The organism is Geomonas diazotrophica (genome assembly GCF_018919385.1).
Taxonomy (GTDB): domain Bacteria; phylum Desulfobacterota; class Desulfuromonadia; order Geobacterales; family Geobacteraceae; genus Geomonas; species Geomonas diazotrophica.
Window position 1 is genome coordinate 239,514 of sequence record NZ_JAHLMF010000003.1, and the last position, 18,209, is coordinate 257,722.

19 protein-coding genes are annotated in these 18,209 nt (G+C 63.2%); 13 read left to right on the forward strand and 6 right to left on the reverse strand.

Features of this window, described 5'->3' with window-relative positions:
- Nucleotides 1-69 precede the first annotated feature (69 nt).
- The 3 genes from KOM00_RS04695 to rsmI all read left to right on the forward strand — a co-directional run bounded on the left by KOM00_RS04695 (nt 70) and on the right by rsmI (nt 2,670).
- A complete protein-coding gene (locus KOM00_RS04695; protein WP_216497677.1) occupies nt 70-921 on the forward strand; it encodes a nitrilase-related carbon-nitrogen hydrolase in 852 nt (283 codons plus the stop codon).
- Nucleotides 921-1,742: an NAD+ synthase gene (locus KOM00_RS04700; RefSeq protein ID WP_216497678.1), complete on the forward strand. Its 822-nt coding sequence runs from the start codon at nt 921-923 to the stop codon at nt 1,740-1,742. The genes KOM00_RS04695 and KOM00_RS04700 overlap by 1 nt, the downstream gene beginning before the upstream one ends.
- Nucleotides 1,743-1,839: 97 nt before the next feature.
- Nucleotides 1,840-2,670 (forward strand): 16S rRNA (cytidine(1402)-2'-O)-methyltransferase, encoded by an 831-nt coding sequence (rsmI, locus tag KOM00_RS04705; RefSeq protein WP_216497679.1) that lies wholly within the window; start codon nt 1,840-1,842, stop codon nt 2,668-2,670.
- Nucleotides 2,671-2,873: 203 nt separating this feature from the next.
- Here rsmI and KOM00_RS04710 read toward each other — a convergent pair whose 3' ends face one another.
- From KOM00_RS04710 to KOM00_RS04720, 3 genes are all read right to left on the reverse strand, one after another.
- The gene (locus KOM00_RS04710) at nt 2,874-3,209 is read right to left on the reverse strand and encodes a tRNA-binding protein (RefSeq protein WP_216497680.1); all 336 of its coding nucleotides are present in this window, start codon (nt 3,207-3,209) and stop codon (nt 2,874-2,876) included.
- Between the two features lies 1 nt (nt 3,210).
- Nucleotides 3,211-4,230 (reverse strand): low-specificity L-threonine aldolase, encoded by a 1,020-nt coding sequence (gene ltaE, locus KOM00_RS04715; protein WP_216497681.1) that lies wholly within the window; start codon nt 4,228-4,230, stop codon nt 3,211-3,213.
- Between the two features lie 76 nt (nt 4,231-4,306).
- Entirely contained in the window at nt 4,307-5,896 is a 1,590-nt protein-coding gene (locus KOM00_RS04720) for a glucose-6-phosphate isomerase (protein ID WP_216497682.1), read from the reverse strand.
- A gap of 367 nt (nt 5,897-6,263) precedes the next feature.
- On the opposite strand from KOM00_RS04720, the gene KOM00_RS04725 reads away from it, so the two are divergent.
- The 7 genes from KOM00_RS04725 (at nt 6,264) to KOM00_RS04755 (ending at nt 11,891) form a co-directional block, all read left to right on the forward strand.
- Complete coding sequence (locus KOM00_RS04725; RefSeq protein WP_216497683.1) at nt 6,264-6,734, forward strand: hypothetical protein; 471 nt, start codon at nt 6,264-6,266, stop codon at nt 6,732-6,734.
- 259 nt (nt 6,735-6,993) lie between these two features.
- On the forward strand, nt 6,994-7,962 hold the full coding sequence (locus KOM00_RS04730) for a polyprenyl synthetase family protein (protein WP_216497684.1): 969 nt from the start codon (nt 6,994-6,996) through the stop codon (nt 7,960-7,962).
- A gap of 246 nt (nt 7,963-8,208) precedes the next feature.
- Nucleotides 8,209-8,469 carry a hypothetical protein gene (locus KOM00_RS04735; RefSeq protein ID WP_239027563.1) on the forward strand — a complete coding sequence of 87 codons (261 nt, stop codon included), beginning with the start codon at nt 8,209-8,211 and terminating at the stop codon, nt 8,467-8,469.
- Nucleotides 8,470-8,817: 348 nt separating this feature from the next.
- A complete protein-coding gene (locus tag KOM00_RS04740) occupies nt 8,818-10,179 on the forward strand; it encodes a sigma-54-dependent transcriptional regulator (RefSeq protein ID WP_216497685.1) in 1,362 nt (453 codons plus the stop codon).
- Nucleotides 10,179-10,694, forward strand: coding sequence for a TlpA disulfide reductase family protein (locus tag KOM00_RS04745; protein ID WP_216497686.1), 516 nt, complete (start codon nt 10,179-10,181; stop codon nt 10,692-10,694). Before KOM00_RS04740 ends, KOM00_RS04745 begins: the two co-directional genes overlap by 1 nt.
- A 57-nt stretch (nt 10,695-10,751) precedes the next feature.
- Nucleotides 10,752-11,468 (forward strand): cytochrome c biogenesis CcdA family protein, encoded by a 717-nt coding sequence (locus KOM00_RS04750; RefSeq protein ID WP_216497687.1) that lies wholly within the window; start codon nt 10,752-10,754, stop codon nt 11,466-11,468.
- Nucleotides 11,469-11,486: 18 nt separating this feature from the next.
- Nucleotides 11,487-11,891, forward strand: coding sequence for a VOC family protein (locus KOM00_RS04755; protein ID WP_216497688.1), 405 nt, complete (start codon nt 11,487-11,489; stop codon nt 11,889-11,891).
- A 4-nt stretch (nt 11,892-11,895) separates the two neighbouring features.
- Here KOM00_RS04755 and KOM00_RS04760 read toward each other — a convergent pair whose 3' ends face one another.
- From KOM00_RS04760 to lptF, 3 genes are all read right to left on the reverse strand, one after another.
- A complete protein-coding gene (locus KOM00_RS04760) occupies nt 11,896-12,789 on the reverse strand; it encodes an IPT/TIG domain-containing protein (RefSeq protein ID WP_216497689.1) in 894 nt (297 codons plus the stop codon).
- 73 nt (nt 12,790-12,862) lie between these two features.
- Nucleotides 12,863-13,945 (reverse strand): LPS export ABC transporter permease LptG, encoded by a 1,083-nt coding sequence (lptG, locus tag KOM00_RS04765; protein WP_216497690.1) that lies wholly within the window; start codon nt 13,943-13,945, stop codon nt 12,863-12,865.
- Entirely contained in the window at nt 13,942-15,105 is a 1,164-nt protein-coding gene (gene lptF, locus KOM00_RS04770; RefSeq protein WP_216497691.1) for an LPS export ABC transporter permease LptF, read from the reverse strand. Before lptF ends, lptG begins: the two co-directional genes overlap by 4 nt.
- A gap of 97 nt (nt 15,106-15,202) precedes the next feature.
- Between lptF and KOM00_RS04775 the strand changes: the two genes are divergently transcribed.
- From KOM00_RS04775 to KOM00_RS04785, 3 genes are all read left to right on the forward strand, one after another.
- Entirely contained in the window at nt 15,203-15,886 is a 684-nt protein-coding gene (locus KOM00_RS04775; protein WP_216497692.1) for a Crp/Fnr family transcriptional regulator, read from the forward strand.
- 317 nt (nt 15,887-16,203) lie between these two features.
- Nucleotides 16,204-17,826 carry a GAF domain-containing sensor histidine kinase gene (locus KOM00_RS04780; protein WP_216497693.1) on the forward strand — a complete coding sequence of 541 codons (1,623 nt, stop codon included), beginning with the start codon at nt 16,204-16,206 and terminating at the stop codon, nt 17,824-17,826.
- Nucleotide 17,827: 1 nt separating this feature from the next.
- On the forward strand, nt 17,828-18,202 hold the full coding sequence (locus KOM00_RS04785; RefSeq protein ID WP_216497694.1) for a response regulator: 375 nt from the start codon (nt 17,828-17,830) through the stop codon (nt 18,200-18,202).
- The last annotated feature ends 7 nt before the right edge of the window (nt 18,203-18,209 follow it).

Genomic DNA, 18,209 nt, shown 5'->3' on the forward strand with positions numbered 1-18,209 from the left:
ATGAAGCATTCAGGTTTACAAAGCCTCTTTCGCTGTGCTAGTAATGAGAAAAAAATTGCGGAGAAGCTCATGGATTTTACCGTTGCCCTGGCCCAGATAAAGCCTAAGCTGGGCTGCCTGGACGACAACATGGCCCTCGCCGAGGCCGCCATCGAGAAGGGTGTCGCCGCCGGCGCCGACCTGGTCGTATTCCCCGAGTTGGCCCTCACCGGCTACTTCCTGAAGGACTTGGTGCCCGAAGTCGCGCTGCGCCTGGATTCTCCCCAGATGGAGAAGCTGAAGAAACTTTCCGAGCGCATCTCGATAGCCATCGGCTTCGTCGAGGTGTCGACCGATTTCCGTTTCTTCAACTCCGCGGTCTACCTCGAGGGGGGCGAGATACGCCACGTGCACCGCAAGGTCTATCTGCCGACCTACGGCCTCTTCGACGAGCAGCGCTACATGGCCCGCGGGGAACGCTTCCGCGCCTTCGACACCCGCTTTGGCCGCATCGGGATGCTGATCTGCGAGGACATGTGGCACCTCTCCGCCCCCTACATCCTGGCGATGGACGGCGCCATGACCCTGATCTGCCTCTCCTCCAGCCCCGGCCGCGGGGTGACCGAGTCCGAGGGGCTGGGCTCCGCTGCCGCATGGCAGAAGCTGACCACCACGACCGCCATGTTCCTCAACTGCCGGGTCTTTTACTGCAACCGCGTCGGCTACGAGGACGGTATCAACTTCTGGGGGGGCTCCGAGGCGATCTCTCCCTCCGGCGAGATGACCGACCGGGGCGCGATCCTCGAAGAGGACTTCGTGCTGGCCAAGGTGGATGGCGGCGCCCTCAGGCGCGAGCGGATCTTCTCCCCGATGATGCGGGACGAGAACCTAGCCATCACCGTGAAAGAGTTAAAACGCATCGACAGGGAGAAAGGCTGCTAATGGGCGGGTTGACTGTAAATACGAAGCTGTTGCGCCAGATCCTGGTCGGGTTCGTGCGCGACGAGGTGTACAAGGTCGGCGTGCGCAAGGGGGTGCTCGGGCTCTCCGGCGGGATCGACTCAGCGCTGGTCGCCTACATCGCGGCCGAGGCGCTCGGGCCCGAGAACGTGCATGCCTACTGCATGCCGTACCGGACCAGCAACCCCGAGAGCGAGGCCCACGCCAGGCTGGTCGCCGAGAGCCTGGGGATAAACTTCAAGGTCATCGAGATCACCCCGATGATCGACGCGTACTTCACCCTGACCCCGGATGCCGACAACATGCGGCGCGGCAACAAGATGGCCCGCGAGCGCATGACCATCCTGTACGACCATTCCGCGGCCGTCGGCGGGCTCGTGCTCGGGACCAGCAACAAGACCGAGTTGCTTCTTGGGTACGGCACGCTGCACGGCGACATGGCGAGCGCGCTGAACCCGATCGGGGACATCTACAAGAGCCAGGTCTGGGCGCTTTCCGAGGCGATGGAGGTGCCGCGCGAGGTGATCGAGAAGAAGCCCTCCGCCGACCTCTGGGCCGGGCAGACCGACGAGCAGGAGTTGGGCTTCACCTACCGGGAGGCCGACGAACTCCTGTACCGGATGGTGGACCAGCGCATGAGCCGGGAGGAGCTGGTGGCCGCCGGTTTCGACGCGCAGTTCATCGACAACGTGCACAAGAAGGTGCAGGGGTCGCACTTCAAGCGCCGTCTCCCCATCATCGCCAAGGTCTCCAACCGCACCATCGATCGTGACTTCCGCTACGCGCGGGATTGGGGGAAATAGAACCTATTCTACGTTCTACGTTCTATGTTCTACGTAAACCCGAGAGGCTTTAAACACAGAACATAGAACGTAGAACATAGAACGGCTTCTTGCCGTTATGCCCGGAACTCTTTACATAGTAGCCACGCCGATCGGCAACCTCGAGGACATCACGCTGCGCGCCTTGCGCATCCTCAAGGAGGTCGACCTGGTCGCCGCCGAGGACACGCGCCACTCGCGCAAGCTCCTCACCCACTTCGGCATCTCCAAGCCGCTCACCTCCTATTTCGACCACAACAAGGAACTGAAGGGGGACCAGATCCTGGACCGGCTGCGCGAGGGGCTAAGCGTCGCCTTGATCACGGACGCGGGCACTCCCTGCATCTCCGACCCCGGCTATCAGCTCGTGCGCGACGCGGTGGCCTGCGGCATCTCGGTGGTTCCCATTCCCGGCGCCTGCGCCGCCATCACCGCGCTCTCCGCCTCGGGCCTTCCCACCGACTACTTCAGCTTCGCCGGCTTCCTTCCCAACAAGCAGGGGAAGAGGCGCGAGAGGCTGCAGGCGCTCGCTGGGGAGCGGGCCGTGCTGATCTTCTATGAATCTCCCAAGCGCCTGCTGGCGACCCTCGAGGACATGCTGGAGACGCTCGGCGACCGCGAGGTGGTGGTGGCGCGGGAGCTGACCAAGATGTTCGAGGAGTTTCTGCGTGGCACCCTCTCGGGGCTCATCGAAGAGGTGCGCGGGCGGGAGGTCCGGGGCGAGGTCGCCATACTGGTGACCCCCGCGCAGGAGCCGGAGTCGAATGCCGGCCCGGGGATGGAGGAGTTGCTGCAAAAGTACCTGGCGTCGGACGAGATGTCCCTGAAGGATGCGGTGAAGCGGGTGACTCTGGAAACCGGGCTCCACAAGAGCGCGGTCTACGCGGAGGCGCTGAGGATCAAGGGGTAGGTAGGATGAGCGGCAAGCCTTCCTCCCTCTCCCTCCGGGAGAGGGGCGGGGTGAGGGGCCTCTTTCTCTGCGGAGAAGGCTGGGCCGAAACGGCATCTCCCTCACCCGGCCTTCGCCCCCCCTCTCCCGGTGGGCGAGGGTGCAAGGGGTGAACCTTAACAAACGAGATGGGGCGAACGGTGATTCGCCCCATCTTTTTTTTTCTAGCAGAGTCGGCTGCCGTTGGGGACCGGGCGCTCCGGGGCGGCGAGCACGATGTCGCCGTTATCGTCTGCAAACCCGGTGATGAGCACCTCGGAGAAGAAGCGCCCGATCTGCTTTCTGGGGAAGTTGCACACCCCGAGCACCTGCCTCCCCACCAGCTCCTCACGCGTGTAGTGCTTCGTGATCTGGGCGCTCGACCTTCTCACCCCGGCCTCGCCGAAATCGACCACCAGCTTGTAGGCGGGCTTTCTCGCCTCGGGGAATTCCTCCACCTCCAGCACGGTTCCCACCCTGATCTCCACCTGCTCGAAATCGTTCCAGGTTATCTCTGCCATGTCAGTTGCCCCTGCTCGCGAAGAAGCGCTTGAAGGCTGATACGGTGCGCTCCACGCCGGCGCCGTCCACGTCCAGGTGGGTGACCAAGCGGATCACCTCGCCTCCCCCGATCAGGATCCCCTCGGCGGCCAGGGCCTTGCACAGTTGCGGGGCGGTTCCCGCCGGGGGGGTGACGAAGAGGATGTTGGTGCGCGCCGGGGTCACCAGGAGCTCGTCGATGTGACCCAGCCCGCTGGAGAGGAGCTCCGCGTTCTCGTGGTCCTTTGCCAGCCGTTCCACGTTGTGCTGCAGGGCGTGGATGCCCGCTGCCGCCAGGATCCCCGCCTGCCTCATGCCTCCGCCGGCCACCTTGCGCCAGCGGTGTGCCCGCCCGATCAGCTCGGCGCTGCCGCAAAGGACGGAGCCGACCGGCGCGCCGAGCCCCTTGGAAAGGCAGACCGACACGGAATCGAAATGCCGGGCGATCTCCCCCACCGGAACCCCGAGATAGACCGCGGCGTTGAAGACGCGTGCGCCGTCCAGGTGCATGGCGAGCCCCAATTCACTGGCCACGCCGGCCGCTTCCTCGAGGTAGGGGAGGGGGAGCACCCGTCCCCCCTGGGTGTTCTCCAGGCAAAGGAGTCGGGTCACGGCGTGGTGATGGTCCGCCGGCTTGACGGCGCGGCGCACCCGGTCCAGGCTCAGCGTCCCGTCTTCCTCGAAGTCCAGGGGCTGGGGCTGGACGCCGCCGAAGATGGCGCCCCCCCCGCCTTCCCAGCGGTAGATATGGGCGTCCTGCCCGGCGATGTACTCGTCGCCGCGCCCGCAGTGGGAAAGGAGCGCGGTCAGGTTGCTCATGGTGCCGCTGGGGACGAAGATGGCCTTCTCCTTGCCAAGGAGCTCGGCCGCCATCGCCTCCAGCCTGTTCACCGTCGGGTCCTCTCCGTAAACGTCGTCGCCCACCTCGGCGGCTGCCATCACGCGGCGCATGGCCTCCGACGGGCGTGTTACCGTGTCGCTTCTCAGGTCTACTGTCTTCATCTGCTCCTCTGCGTCTGGCTTATTGGAGGTCCACCGTTTTTCCACTCTTCGTTTCTGCGTTAGGGGTTGCGGCTATTTATTCGGCGCGGAACCTGTTCTCCCAGACCTTGTCCCCGGGGGTGACGCCGACCCCGTGGGCGGGGTTGGCGGCCAGGTGCCGCAGAATGATGAACACGGTCTCGACTTCTTCCGGACGTGCCAGGGTCATGGCCATGTCCGTGCAGGTGAAGTCGCGGTTGGGCTGGCGCCGCAGCATCTCCAGGATCTCCCCCTGCAGCTTCAGCACGCTGCCGGCGGCCTTCTTGCCCGCCTCCACCCCCGGCTGGTGGTACGCGTTCACGTTGATGAGCGACGCGTACAGGCCGACTGCCCGCTCGTAGAGCGCGATCAGCGCGCCGACGGTCGCGGGAGAGATTTCGCGGACGGTGATAGTAACCGATTCGCGCTCCTTTTCATAGAGGGCAGACCTGGTTCCCTGGAAAAAGCCGGAGAGGTAGTCTCCCGAGGTGGCTCCCGGCTCGACCAGCATGGACGCCCCTTCCCGGTCCTTAAGTATCTCGATGAAGGTGACGAAGAAGTTGGGAACCCCTTCGCGCAGCTGCTGCACGTAGGCGTGCTGGTCGGTGGAGCCCTTGTTGCCGTAAACCGTGATTCCCTGCAGCACCCTGTTCCCGTCCCGGTCCAGTTCCTTGCCGAGCGACTCCATGATGAGCTGCTGCAGGTAGCGGGAAAAAAGGATCAGCCGGTCTTTGTAGGGGAGGAGCACCATGTCGCGCTTCCCCTTGCCGCCGGTGGCGTGGAACCAGGAAAGGGCGAGCAGCGCCGCGGGGTTCTCCCTCGTCACGCGGCTGCGGGTCGCCTGGTCGCAGCTCCTCGCGCCGGCCAGGAGCTGGTCTATGTCGATCCCCTGCAGCGCTGCCGGGAGGAGGCCGACCGCCGAGGTCACCGAGGTGCGGCCGCCGACCCAGTCCCACATGGGGAGCATGCCCAGCCACCCCTCCTGCGAGGCGGTGCGGTCGAGCTCGCTGTCACTGCCGGTCACGGCGACCGCGTGGCCCGCGAAATTAAGTCCGGCCTTCTCGAACGCCTGGCGCGCCTCCAGCATGCCGTTGCGGGTCTCCTTGGTGCCGCCGCTTTTGGAGATCACCACGGCCAGCGTCCGTGGGAGCCCCGTGCCGATCTCGGCCAGCACCTTGTCCATCCCGTCGGGATCGGTGTTGTCGAAGAAAAACACTTTCATGCGGTCCTTTGCCCCCCCGAGGCTGTCCGCCACGAACTGGGGGCCGAGGGCGGAGCCGCCGATCCCGACGATCAACAGGTTCTCGAAGCGGTGTCCGTCGGGAGCCGCGATGTTGCCCTGGTGCACGGAGGAGGCGAAGGCCTTCACCGAGGCGAGCGTGGCCTGGATCTCCTCGGCGAGTTCCGGTGTCGGCGCCAGTTCCGGCGCCCTGAGCCAGTAGTGCCCCACCATGCGCTGCTCGTCGGGGTTCGCCACCGCCCCCGCTTCCAGTTCGGCCATTTCCTCGAAGGCCTTCTGCAGGCGCGGTTCCATCTCCTCCAGATAGGAGTCGGGAAAGTTCATGCGGCTGGTATCGACGGTTAGGTCCAGTTCGGAATGGTGGTAGAGCCGGTTCTTGTAGCGCTCCCAAAGCTGCAGCTTTTGCATGTACCCTCCTGCTTTGATTAGGGTGTTGCCCGCTTCGTTCTCATGTGTGTCGGGGCATGATAACACAGATTAAATTTTATTCAAGTACGAGGGCGGGCGGCGCTTGGGGGGGGAGGGACCTCCCACGCGAGGTATTATATTGCACAGCCGGAGTGGTCGATGTGCAACATGTGAACAAGGTTTTCAGCAGAGCGCCGGGGCGGCCGTTGCCGCCTCGGGGGTGGAGTCGCGCAGAATCCGGCACTTGGCGCACCAAGGCGTCGGCCCGCGGAATTGGTACGGCAGTTGAATCGGAAAGGGTGCCATCAAGAAGAACAGGGAGCGCGGTCCGGGCTCCTGATTCGATACCGCGACTGGGAGGTGGGACATGGTTAGCAATCATAGAGGGGCCTGTACGGCGGGAGACGGGTTCGGCGCGATGGAGGTGGTGCTGGTCAAACGGCAACAGCCTCCTGACGCGCAACGTGTCGCCGTGGTGTTGACCGTGGCCTACGATCCGGATGTCTGGCGGCTGGTGAACGAGGATATGGACGAGATCGCATCCAACTTGATGAGGGTGAGAAACATGAACAAGGACAGCAAAATGCACGTCGACGAGAGCGCACAGCTCTTCCAGAGAAGCCTGCAACCGTTTTTCGCCCTGATCTCGGCGACCTCGAAGGAGCACGTCATGGACAAACTCTCGGTCTCGCTCAGGAAGGCGCTGCTGCTCATGGCCATGGAGCGCTACGGCTGTAACCGGGAGAAAATGTGCCGGGCCCTGGGGTTGACCAAGGCGAAACTCGAAAAGGAAATGAAGCTCTGCGGCCTGGTGAACCAGGAACAGCGCGCAGCCTGAACGAAGGGGGCGGGACCGTCCCGGTCCCGCCCTTTCTTCGCCGTCTCCGCACCCCCCTCCCCGCCCGTTTTCCCTGCTTCCGCCTCATCTTTGCAGACGAAATGCCTTGAATAATGAATACGGATTTGTTAGAGTGCTGCGTCGTTTCCCATTAAAATTTCCAGCCCGGCTGGTGCAAAAAAACGGCGCGATTTCGTGCCGTTAATATTTTCTAAGTGTAAGACAGCCCTAGTGCGAGTCGCAGAACCGAGGCCTTATTATGGATGCAGCGCTTGCCCTGATCGGGGAAGATCTAAAAAACGTGGAACTGCAGTTCAAGAAGGATCTGCAGTCGGATGTCCCGCTCATTCGCAAGGTGGGCGAGTACGTGCTTTCCAGCGGCGGGAAGAGGATACGCCCGGCGCTGGTGCTTCTGGCGGCCAAGCTCTGTGGCTACCAGGGGAGCCGCAGCGTGCCGCTTGCCAGCGTGGTGGAATTCATCCACACCGCCACCCTTTTGCATGACGACGTTGTGGACAACGCCAACCTGCGCCGCGGCCTGGCCTCCGCCAACACCCTCTGGGGGAACGAAGCCTCGGTTCTCGTCGGCGACTTCCTCTTCTCCAAGTCCTTCTCGCTCATGGTGACCGACGGCGACCTGGGCATCCTCAAGGTACTCGCCGACGCCACCACCATGATCGCGGAAGGGGAAGTGCTGCAGCTGGTCTGCACCAGTGACCTGGAGATCACTGTGGAGCGCTACATCGAAGTGGTGCGCAGCAAGACCGCCATCCTGCTGTCGGCGGCCTGCGAGGTCGGCGCCATCCTCGGCGGCGTGGATCCGGAACTCAGGCAGGCGGTTGCGGACTACGGCATGGACCTCGGCATAGCCTTCCAGCTCATGGACGACACCCTGGACTACACCGCCAGCGAGGAGCAGTTCGGCAAGAGCATCGGGCATGACCTCGAGGAGGGGAAGATCACGCTGCCCTTGATCCATACCCTGAAGCAGTGCAGCGAGGCGGAGCGCGATTTCATCGCTTCGGTCGTGGAGAAGGACCTGCTCTCGGACGAGGACTTCGGCCAGGTGCTGGCCTTGGTGCAACGCTACGGCGGCATCGAGCACACCGTCGCCTCGGCCGGGGAGCATGTCGCCCTTTGCAAGAAACACCTGGAGAAATTCCCGGCCTCGGTCGCCAGGGAGGCCCTTGCCGACCTTGCCGACTACGTGGTTACCCGGGTCAAATAACCGCCCCGGGATCCCTTCCCGCCATTTAGCGGCTTTGACGCCAAAATTTCGGGAAAAAGCAGACTCTACTCCTTTTCTCCCATCCTTAATGAGCGTCAGTTATTCGGCGCTCATTTGTTTTCTTCAAGAAGGATGGGGCTTTCCGCATTTCCTATCCCGTTACGCCCGGGCTTCCCTCCCCTTGGTGCATTTCTTGCTGTTAGATCCATGTCTTCATATTTAGTGTTATGGGTTCCGGGGGGAGATGTGGACGAAGAAATGCTGTTGCACTCGTCTGAACTGGAAGTGAACGGAGAGCTTTTTAGCATAAACATCTTCTGCAGCGCCGCCGGGCGCTTCTTCGCCAAGACCTGCCTGGGCGAGGACGATTTCATCATCACCGACGGCCCCTCGCTGCCGGAGACGCTGAAACGGCACGAAGACCTGCTGCCTCTGGCCGTCGGCACCCGCGAACTGACCCAAAGCTACTTCGGCGGGCCCCGCAGACCCCGGGGGCGTCGCACCTAGCGTACACGGTTCCGTGGAGCAGACCCCGCCCGGCGCCGATGCCGGGCCAATCGTGGCACCGCCCGGTTCCGGCGGCGCCAGCCGTCCCCTTTTTCCCTCGATTTTCCCCCCCGCTTCCTTTCTTGCTTCCCTCTGGCACCATCAGCTCTTCTCATGTGGGGCCCGCTGCTAATCCGCAACCGGCTGCCTCCGCGATCCGCATCGCTCGCGCCTTCGGTCTTCGCCGCCCTGCAGAGCCGGGTGCCGCGAGATTGGGCTCATTATAAAAAGGGTTGCCCTCGTTCGGTAAATCGGTTAAAAATTTACCTGTCTCCTTATACGACCCCTTTCGTCCTCATCCGGGAAACCATGCCCCCAAAGATACTGATCATAGATGACGACAGCTCGCTCAGACGCGTGCTCGAGTACAACCTGCAGCAGGAAGGGTACGACGTCTACACCGCCGCCGACGGCTCGACGGGTCTGCAGCTTTTCGAGGAGAAGTCCCCCCAACTTGTGATCACCGACCTGAAGATGCCGGGGATCACCGGGTTCGAGGTCCTCTCCACGGTCAAGGAGCGTGCCCCCTCGACCGTGGTCATCGTCCTGACCGCCTTCGGCGCCATCGACACCGCCGTCGAGGCGATGAAGCTCGGCGCTTTTCATTACCTCACCAAGCCCTTCAACAGGGAAGAGCTGAAGGTCACCGTGCTGAAGGGGCTCCAGTTGCAGGGGCTCTCCGAAGAAAACCGCCTGCTCAAGGAGGAGCTTTCCGGCCGCACCGAATTCAAGAGCATCGTCGGCACCTCCCGCGCCATGGAGGGGGTTTTTTCCGTGGTGCGCAAGGTAGCGGATACCGAGGCGACCGTCCTGATCACCGGGGAATCCGGGACCGGCAAGGAACTGGTGGCGCGGGCGATCCATTCCGGCAGTTCCCGCCGGGCCGCTCCCTTCGTGGCGGTCAATTGCGCCGCCATACCGAGGGATCTCCTCGAGAGCGAACTCTTCGGCCACGTCAAGGGCGCCTTCACCGGCGCCATCCGTGACAAGGAAGGGAAGTTCCAGCTCGCAGACGGCGGCACCATCTTCCTGGACGAGGTGGGGGATCTCCCCCTCGAATTGCAGCCGAAGCTGTTGCGGGTCTTGCAGGAGCGGGTGGTCGAACCGGTGGGGGGGACCTCGCTGCAGAAGATCGATCTCAGGGTGGTGGCGGCTACCAACGCCGACCTCGAGCGCTGGATCGCGGAAGGGAAGTTCCGCGAGGACCTCTACTACCGGCTCTCGGTGATCCCGGTCCAGCTCCCGCCGCTGCGCGAAAGGGTGGAGGACGTGCCGCTTTTGATCCGCTATTTCTGCGGCAAGTTCGGCGCCGAAGCGGTGACGTTCTCGAAGGAGGCGCTGCAGAGGCTGCAGGAGTATGCCTGGCCGGGAAACGTGCGCGAGCTGGAGAACACGGTGGAGCGCCTGCTCATCATGCGCGAGGGGGACCAGATCGGGGTGGACGAACTCCCCGCCAAGATCGCGGCCGCGGCACCTGCTCCCGAGGGGGGGGTGCTCAGGCTCCCCGCCGGCGGTTATTCGCTGGAACAGCTCGAGATGGAGGTGGTCCTGGAGGCGCTCAACCGCTGCGACTGGAACCAGACCGCCGCGGCGCGCTTCCTGCGCATCCCGCGCCACACCCTGATCTACAGGATGGAAAAGTACAATATCTCGCAACCGGGGAGGAAATGATGAAACGTTTGATCGCAGCCTTGCTGCTGATAGCTGCGCTGGCCGCCGCGGGGTGCGCAAAGAAAGCAGCCGAGGCACCTGCCGTGGAGGGAAATCCCGCCCCGGATTTCACCCTGAAGGACCTCTCCGGTAAGCCGGTGCAGCTCTCCACCCTGAAGGGTAAACTGGTGCTGGTCAACTTCTGGGCCACCTGGTGCCCCCCCTGCCGCGAGGAGATCCCGTCCATGGTGAAGCTAAACCAGGCGATGCAGGGCAAGAACTTCCAGATGCTGGCGGTTTCCATCGATGAGGGGGGCAAGACCGCCGTCGAGGATTTCTTCAAGCGCGGCGGCGTCACGCTCCCCGCCCTGCTCGACACCGACGGCCAGGTCGCCAGGCGCTACGGCACCACCGGCGTCCCCGAGACCTTCGTGGTCGATCCCAAGGGGGTGATCAGGAAGAAGGTGGTGGGGGGGCTGGACTGGAGCCATCCCGAGGTGATGCAGGCCCTGCAGCAGCTGATGGCCGACAAGTGATACCGTAATCGCCCCTGAAGTCGCTGGGGCGCAACCGCTAAACGCCAGGAGGAAAGTATGGAAACGAACAACATCAGCATGATCGGCGCTTTCGTGGCGGGGCTGCTGTCGTTTCTCTCCCCTTGCGTGCTGCCGCTCATCCCCTCCTACATCACCTACATCACCGGGCTTTCCTTCGCCGACCTGAACGCCGAACACCCAAGCCACAAGGTGCGGCAGCAGACCATCATCCACTCCCTGCTCTTCATCGCCGGCTTCACCTGCGTCTTCGTCCTCCTGGGCGCCTCGGCCACCCTGGTCGGGGATTTCCTGCACGAGCACAAGACGGCCATCCGGCGCGTGGGGGGGATACTGATCGTCATCTTCGGTATCCACGTCTCGGGACTGTTCGACATCACCATGCTGCTCGGGGAGAAGAAGCTGACCCTGCATCGCAAGCCGGCGGGCTACCTGGGGAGTTTCGTGGTGGGGGTGGTCTTCGCCGCCGGCTGGACCCCCTGCATCGGACCGATCCTCGCCACCATCCTGGCCGTCGCCGCCACGGAAGGGCGCGGGGTCTGGCTCCTTTTGTCCTACTCGATGGGGCTCGCCATACCGTTCTTCATCGCCTCCCTCGCGCTGCACCAGTTCCTGCTCTTCTTCCGCCGCTTCAAGCGGCATATACGGCTTTTCGAGATCATCACCGGAGGGTTCATGGTCGTGGTGGGGATCCTGATCTTCACCAACTCGATGGTGCTGATCAGCAGGTACACCAGCGCCTGGTTCGGCGAGTAGGTACGTCGGGGGGAGTCCGTGGAGGAGATCGCGCTCACCATCCAGCTCTGCGTGTCCGACCTCGGGACCACCGAGGCCTTTTATGCGGGGATTCTCGGGCTGCCGCTGCAGCGCCCGGTCACCGTGCTGGGGGCGCCGGAGCACCTGCTCCTGGAGACCGAGTTGTGTCAGGTCATCTTCGTGGAGGATGCGGCGGTGGGGCAGCTGCACCCCATACTGCAGGCGCGCCTGGAGGGTTTCCCGCGCGGGGTGGGTATGACGCTGCACCTCGTGGTCGAGGGGATCGAGGAGATCTACCAGGAGCTTCTGGAAGAGGACCTGGAGATTCTCTACCCCCTGGAGCGCAAGCCCTACGGCACGTGGGAGCTCTGGTGCTTCGATCCCGACGGCTACCTCGTGGTGCTCGAGGAGCCGGTCGACTAGCGGGTCAGGGGGCGCTGATGGTGAAGAGGGCGCTTTCCTCGCCGTTTTGGTTCACCACCTGCAGGGTGATCTCCTTAAGGGTCGGGTCGTAGGGGAACCTCAGGTAGGTGATCTGGTTGCAACCGCCGTACACGAGCTGCTCCCTCTCGCCCACCAGCTGTTTCCCTGTGGCGAGCCTCTTGCCGTCCACGACCAGCACCGAATTCTGCTGGAAGTTCCTCCCGCTCACGATCAATTCGTAGTAGTTCACGAATTCCCTCCCCACTGACACGTTCGCTATCTCGGGTTTTGCGTCGATGAAGAGCGCCAGCGCCGTGGAGAGGGCATCGGCCGGGTTTCTCACCTGGACCTGGTGCATCCCCGCGGGGAGCGTCGGTGTGGTGAATGCGAGCATGACCGGGGAGATGAAGCGGGTGGTGACCACGGCGCCGTCCAGTATGACGCGGGTGCCGTTTCTGAAGTTGGCCCCGTTGACCAGCACCTCGCGTTCCCTGCCGGTGGCGCAGCTGGTGACCGTGTCGGGGATGAGGGAGGAGACGACCGGCTTCTGCGCCTGCAGCACGAAGTTGAAGGGGCGGGTGGTGGCGCCGTCCTCCCGTTTCAGGAACAGGGCGTAGGCGCCCGGGGGGAGCTCGGGGATTTCGAAGGTCATGATGCGCCCCCCCACCGCCTGGGCCGGGATCTCGCGGCTCCCGAGCACGACGCGGGTGGCGGAGGTGAACCCGGTACCGTTCAGGGTCACCGTCGTTCCCGGCTCGCCCTGGGCGGGGAGGATGCTCAGTACGCCCAGTGGTGCCTGCCGGCCGGAGTCAGCCGCCGGGGGGGGGGTCTGCTGGGCGGGCGCCACTGCGGCGCAGAGCAGAAGAAGCAGCAAGGTTATGGCGAAGTTGCGGGGCATGGGACTCCCTCCCTAGAAGCTTCATGTGATATCGGCAGCCTGAAGGCCGGGAGCCATTTTCGGCCCTGGCCGATCAGTTGTCAATAGTAAGAGCGAGCCACCCCCCCGCGGCCAGGAAGATGAAGTTGGTGGCCCAGGCGGCGACCATGGGGGGGAGCAGGCCGACCTGCCCGACCGAGATGATGACGGAGTTGATGATCACGTAAAGAAAACCGACCCCGATCGAGAGCCCCACGCCGAATGCGATGCCGCTCGACCTCCCGCCGCGCAAGGCGAAAGGGATGCCTAAAAAGGCCATGACGGCGCAGCCGAAGGGGAGCGAGATCCTGCTGTGGAACTGGGTGATGTAGCGGGTGGCGTCGTATCCACCGGCCTGGATCTTCTTGCAGTAGCTGTTGAGCTGCCGCAGGGTCATGCTGTCCGAGTATTTTCCCAGCACCTTCAGGTCGGCCGGCTTCAGTTTCAGGGGAAGCGCCAGTTCCGGGTACTTCCGGGTCTGGACCACCTCGCCGTCCCGGAAATCCCGCACCGTCACCTGTTGGAAGCTCCAGCCGCCCGGCCCCAGCTGTCCGAGGGAAGCGTCCGCCCGCCGGAGCGGCAGACCGGTCTTTGGCTGCACCTCCCAGAGCGTCACCCCCTTGAGCTGGTTCTGGCTCGGCTCGAACAGGCTCGCCCGCAGCACGGTCTCCCCTTCCCGGTACCAGATGTTGTGCTGACGGAAGTACATGGAGGGACTCTTTTTCTGGATCAGCACCTCCTGGATGTAGAGGCGCTGGGCGTAACTCTTCGGGATCACGAACTCCCCAAGCATCAGGACCACCAGGCTCATCAGCAAGGAGATGGCGAGGATGGGGGCGCTTATGCGCACCAGGCTGACGCCGCAACTGCGCATGGCGGTAAGCTCGGAGCTGAGCGAGAAGGCGCCCAGTGTGAGCAGGGTCGCCATCAGCACCGCAAGCGGCGCGGAATCGTTGATCATCTCCGGGACCTTGGTGATGAAGAACAGGGCCAGGTGTTTCCACGAGGCGCCCGTGCGGGTGAAACGGCCGATCTTCTCCATGAAATCGACCACGAGGTAGATGGTGACGAAGGAACCGAGGCAAAGCCCGAGCATCCTAAGGTACGCCTTGGCCACGTAGCGGGTCAGGATCCTCATCCCTTCGCCCCCTTCGGAACACGGGCCTGGACCGCTTCCTTGGCTCGCTGGTACAGCGCGGTCAGCGGCAGTGGTTCCTCCGCCGAAGTTTTCATGAACAGGTAGCCTCCGCCCAGCAGGAACAACAGGTTCGGCCCCCAGCCGGAGAGGAGCGGCGGCAGGATGGACTTCTCACCCAGGGTGTCGAAGCCGGAAAGGGCGATGTAGTAGCAGAGGATCACGGCAATGCTGAGCGAGAAGCCGGAGGCCTTGCCGGAACGGCGGTTCTGGATCCCAAGCGGCACCCCCACGAAGGTGAACACGATGCAGGAAAAGGGAAGGGCCAGCCGGCTGTGCAGCTCCAGGCGGCGCGCCAGCACGTCCTTCTTGGGGGCCCCCGCAGGAGGGTGGCGCAGTTCCTCGATGGTCATCTCGCTCGCCTTCTTGGGCCCCTTGGGGGCGGGGTCGGTCAGGGCCACCCGCAGGATGTACTCCTGGAACTGGACCATCCGGTATCCGGCGCCTTCCTCGCTGCGGTGGATCGAGCCGTTTTTGAGCTGGAACTCCATCGAGTGGCTGCGCGGGTCGGAGAAGAGCGAGCCGGTGGCCGCGAAGATGGTGGTGGGGGTCTTGGGGTCGCGCTCGTCGTGGACGATCACCCCCGTCATATTCTGGGCCTTGGCGTCCAGCCCGTCGGCGTAGATCACCATGTCCGGGAAGGCGTTGTTGAAGACCTTCTCCTTGATGGAGACGCCGGCGCTGCTCTGGGCTATGTCCATCATCAGCTTCTTGAAGGAGCTATTGCCCCAGGGGACGGCGTAAATCGTGACCCAGAGGCAGCCCAGGGTCGCCAGCGCGGAGAAGAGCAGGGGCGGGGGGAGCAGTCCGTACAGGCTGATGCCGCAGCTCTTCATGGCGGTCACCTCGCTGTCGCCGGAGAGGCGCCCGAAGGCGAGCAGTATGGAGAGGAGCAGGGCCATCGGGATGGTGAAGAGCCAGAAGGAGGGGAGCAGGTAGCTCACCATGCGCAGGACGTCGGTGAAGGGGACCCCCTTCTCGACCACCATCTCGGCCAACCTCAGGAAACGCCCCATCAGGAGGACGAAGGTGAAGGTCACCATGCCTACCAGGAAAGGGGGGGGTATCTCGTTGAAAATGTAGCGGTACAGGGTCTTTTTCATGAATTGCCGATCTTACATGAGATGGCTGGGGAAGTAAAGGAGGGACAGAGTCAACTACCCCTTGACCTCCGTTTTCATTTTGGGTACAAAGGTGGGCATGGAAAACAAAGACATCATCAGGAAAGCGCTGCTGTTTTCGGGTCTGGAAGAGGAGTACCTGGTCGAGCTCGCCGAGATCGCGGTACGGCGCCCCTTCGCCAAGGGGGAGACGCTGTTCACCGAGGGGGAGAAGGCGGAAGGGTTCTACCTGCTCGCCTCGGGTGCGTTGAAGCTCTGCAAGATCTCGCCCGACGGGCGCGAGAAGGTGCTGCACATGGTGCACCCGGTGGAGACCTTCGCCGAGGCCGCCTTCTTCGGGGACGGCAAGTACCCCGCCGAGGCGCGCGGCGTGGAGAGGGGAGAGGTCATCTTCTTCCCGCGCGGCTCCTTCATGGGGCTCTTGGAGCGCAACCCGCGCTTCTCCATGAACCTGATCGCCTCGCTCTCGCTTTTGCTGCGGCGCTTCGCCCGGCAGATCGAGGAGCTCTCCTTCGCCGACGCCCCGTCCCGGCTCGCCTCCTACCTCCTGGACCTGGCCGCGCGCAAGAGCACCAGTTACCAGGGGAAGACCTACCTGGAGCTGGACATGCGCAAGGGCGAACTCGCCTCGCGCCTGGGCACAGTCAGCGAAACCCTCTCCCGCACCTTCAAGAAGATGAAGGACGAGGGGGTCATCGAGTTGGACGGCAACAAGGTGACCATCATGCAGATGGAGAAGCTGAAGATGATAGCCGGGAAGTAGACCCCGCGCAGAACCCAATAGAGATGGATGATAAGGGCCCCAGGTTAAGACCGCGGGGCCCTTTCTGTTAATGGTACCCTCTCCCCTTTTTCCGTCGCCCCGTCTCCCGAATTCGGACTCCTTTTCGCGTCGCACCACGCCAACGCTTGCGCCACCTGCACCTCCACGTCGACGTGCGGGGGGCGCAACCAATTGAAACCAAATTGTTAATTAATATTTTCAACTAAATTGGCCGATTGCACTTGCTTTGGCCGAAGTGGCTGCTATACTTTTGCCGTTTCGTCCTGTCATATAAATGAGCTGCATCCGGAGGGAGCTTGGATTGGGAATGCTGTTGGAGTAGGGATCAGATCGAGCCCGAGAATTGCCCGTACATAGGCGAGGGGGAAGAAGACCTGTTGGTTTCCCAGCGCCGCAGGATCGTGGAGAAGTGCGTTGAGTGCCCCCGCTTCAAGAACGACCTGGCCCGCATGAAGGGGGCGGGTTACCCGCTTTCGGACGTACTCCCGTACATACTGACCGAGTTCCAGGAACAAAAGACCCAGATGGGGGCCATGCTGAGTTTTTTGAACAGCAAGACCCGCGAGATCAAGTTCCTGCGCGAGGTAGGCCTCGTGCTGCAGACCTCGCTCGACCTGGACGAGGTCCTTTCCATAGCCATGACCGCCATCACCGCCGGCAAGGGGTTCGGCATGAACCGCGCCTTTTTGCTGATGACGGACAAGGACCGGCGCCACATCCGCGGTTACCTGGGCGTCGGGCCCAGGGACTACGAGGAGGCCTGGCGCACCTGGGAGGACATTGGCCGCAGCAACTTCACCCTGAGGCAGCTGGCGCGGGATTTCCAGAAGACCAAGCTGAGCTCGGAGAAGGTGAAGTTCCACGACATCCTGAACCAGCTCACCGTCCCCCTGGCCGACCAGGGGCACATCTTCAACCGGGCCCTCACGGGCAAAAAGCCGATCCTCGTGGAGAACGCGCTCAACAACCCCGACCTGGACCGTGGCCTGGCCCGCATCCTCGGGGTCGACACCTTCCTGGTCATGCCGCTCATCTCCAGGAACCGCCGCATCGGCGTCATCATTGCCGACAACTGCATAACGCACAAGCCGATCACCCTGCAGGACATGCAGTCCTTGGAGACCTTCGCCTTCCCGGTCGCCTTCGCGCTGGAGCGTGCCTCCCTTTACGAGCGTCTGCAGGAGGAGGTGGCCAAACAGAAGGCCGCCAACGTGAAGCTGCGCGAGCAGCAGGAGCTGATCGTGAAGATGGAGAAGATGGCGCTGGTGGGTAAGATCACCTCGAGCATCGCCCACTCCATCAGGAACCCGCTCATGGTCATCGGTGGCTTCGCCAGGACCCTTTTGAAGGCGACCCCGGAAAAGGACGAGAAGCGCGGCTTCCTGGAGTCGATCGTGCGCGAGACCCGGCAGCTTGAGGATGTTCTGAGCGAGGTGCTGGATTACTCCGAGTCTCTGTTCCCGGTCACCGACTTCTGGGATCTGAACGAGCTGGTGGGGAAGGCGATGGGCGAGCTGGAGGGGGCGCTGGAACAGGCGGGGGTGCGCTCCCGGATGGAGCTCGCCCCGGAGCTCCCCATGGTGCGCATCGACTACAAGCAGATCAGCTACTGCCTGAAGACCATCACGACCACGGCGCTTGCGGCAATGGAGCCGGGGGGGGAACTGCGCATCGAGAGCGTTTTGGACGGCGACGGGGTGCTGTTGCGCATAAGCGACGACGGCAAGTCGCTCACCCAGACCGCGCAGGAGGCGCTCACCGCCCCGTTTTTCCAGACCCAGGAGCTCGGGGAGGGGGTGGGGCTTTCGCTGTGCAAGTCCATCCTGGAGAGGCAGGGAAATTCTTTATCGATACTGAGCCGTCCCGGGGGCGGCAACACGTACAGCATCAGGCTCTTGACCAGAAAGGAGAACATCTGAAATGGCAAAACTGCTGGTGGTTGACGACGAGGCGAATATCAGGCTGCTGTACGCGCAGGAGCTGAGCGACGAGGGGTACCAGGTGGTGACGGCCGGCAGCGCCCTGGAGGCGGTGGAGAAGCTGGAGTCGGAAAGCTTCGACCTTGCCGTGATCGACATAAAGCTGAAGAACGAAAGCGGCATCGAGCTTTTGCAGCGCATCGTCAAGGAGCGCCACACCATTCCGGTGATCCTTTGCACCGCCTTTTCCTGTTACAAGGACGACTTCTCGGCCTGGCTGGCCGACGGCTACGTGGTGAAGTCGAGCGATATGCGGGAGCTGAAGGACGAGATCGCCCGGGTCCTCGCCAAGCGGCAGCGGGGCACGTACGTCTGAAAGGCAG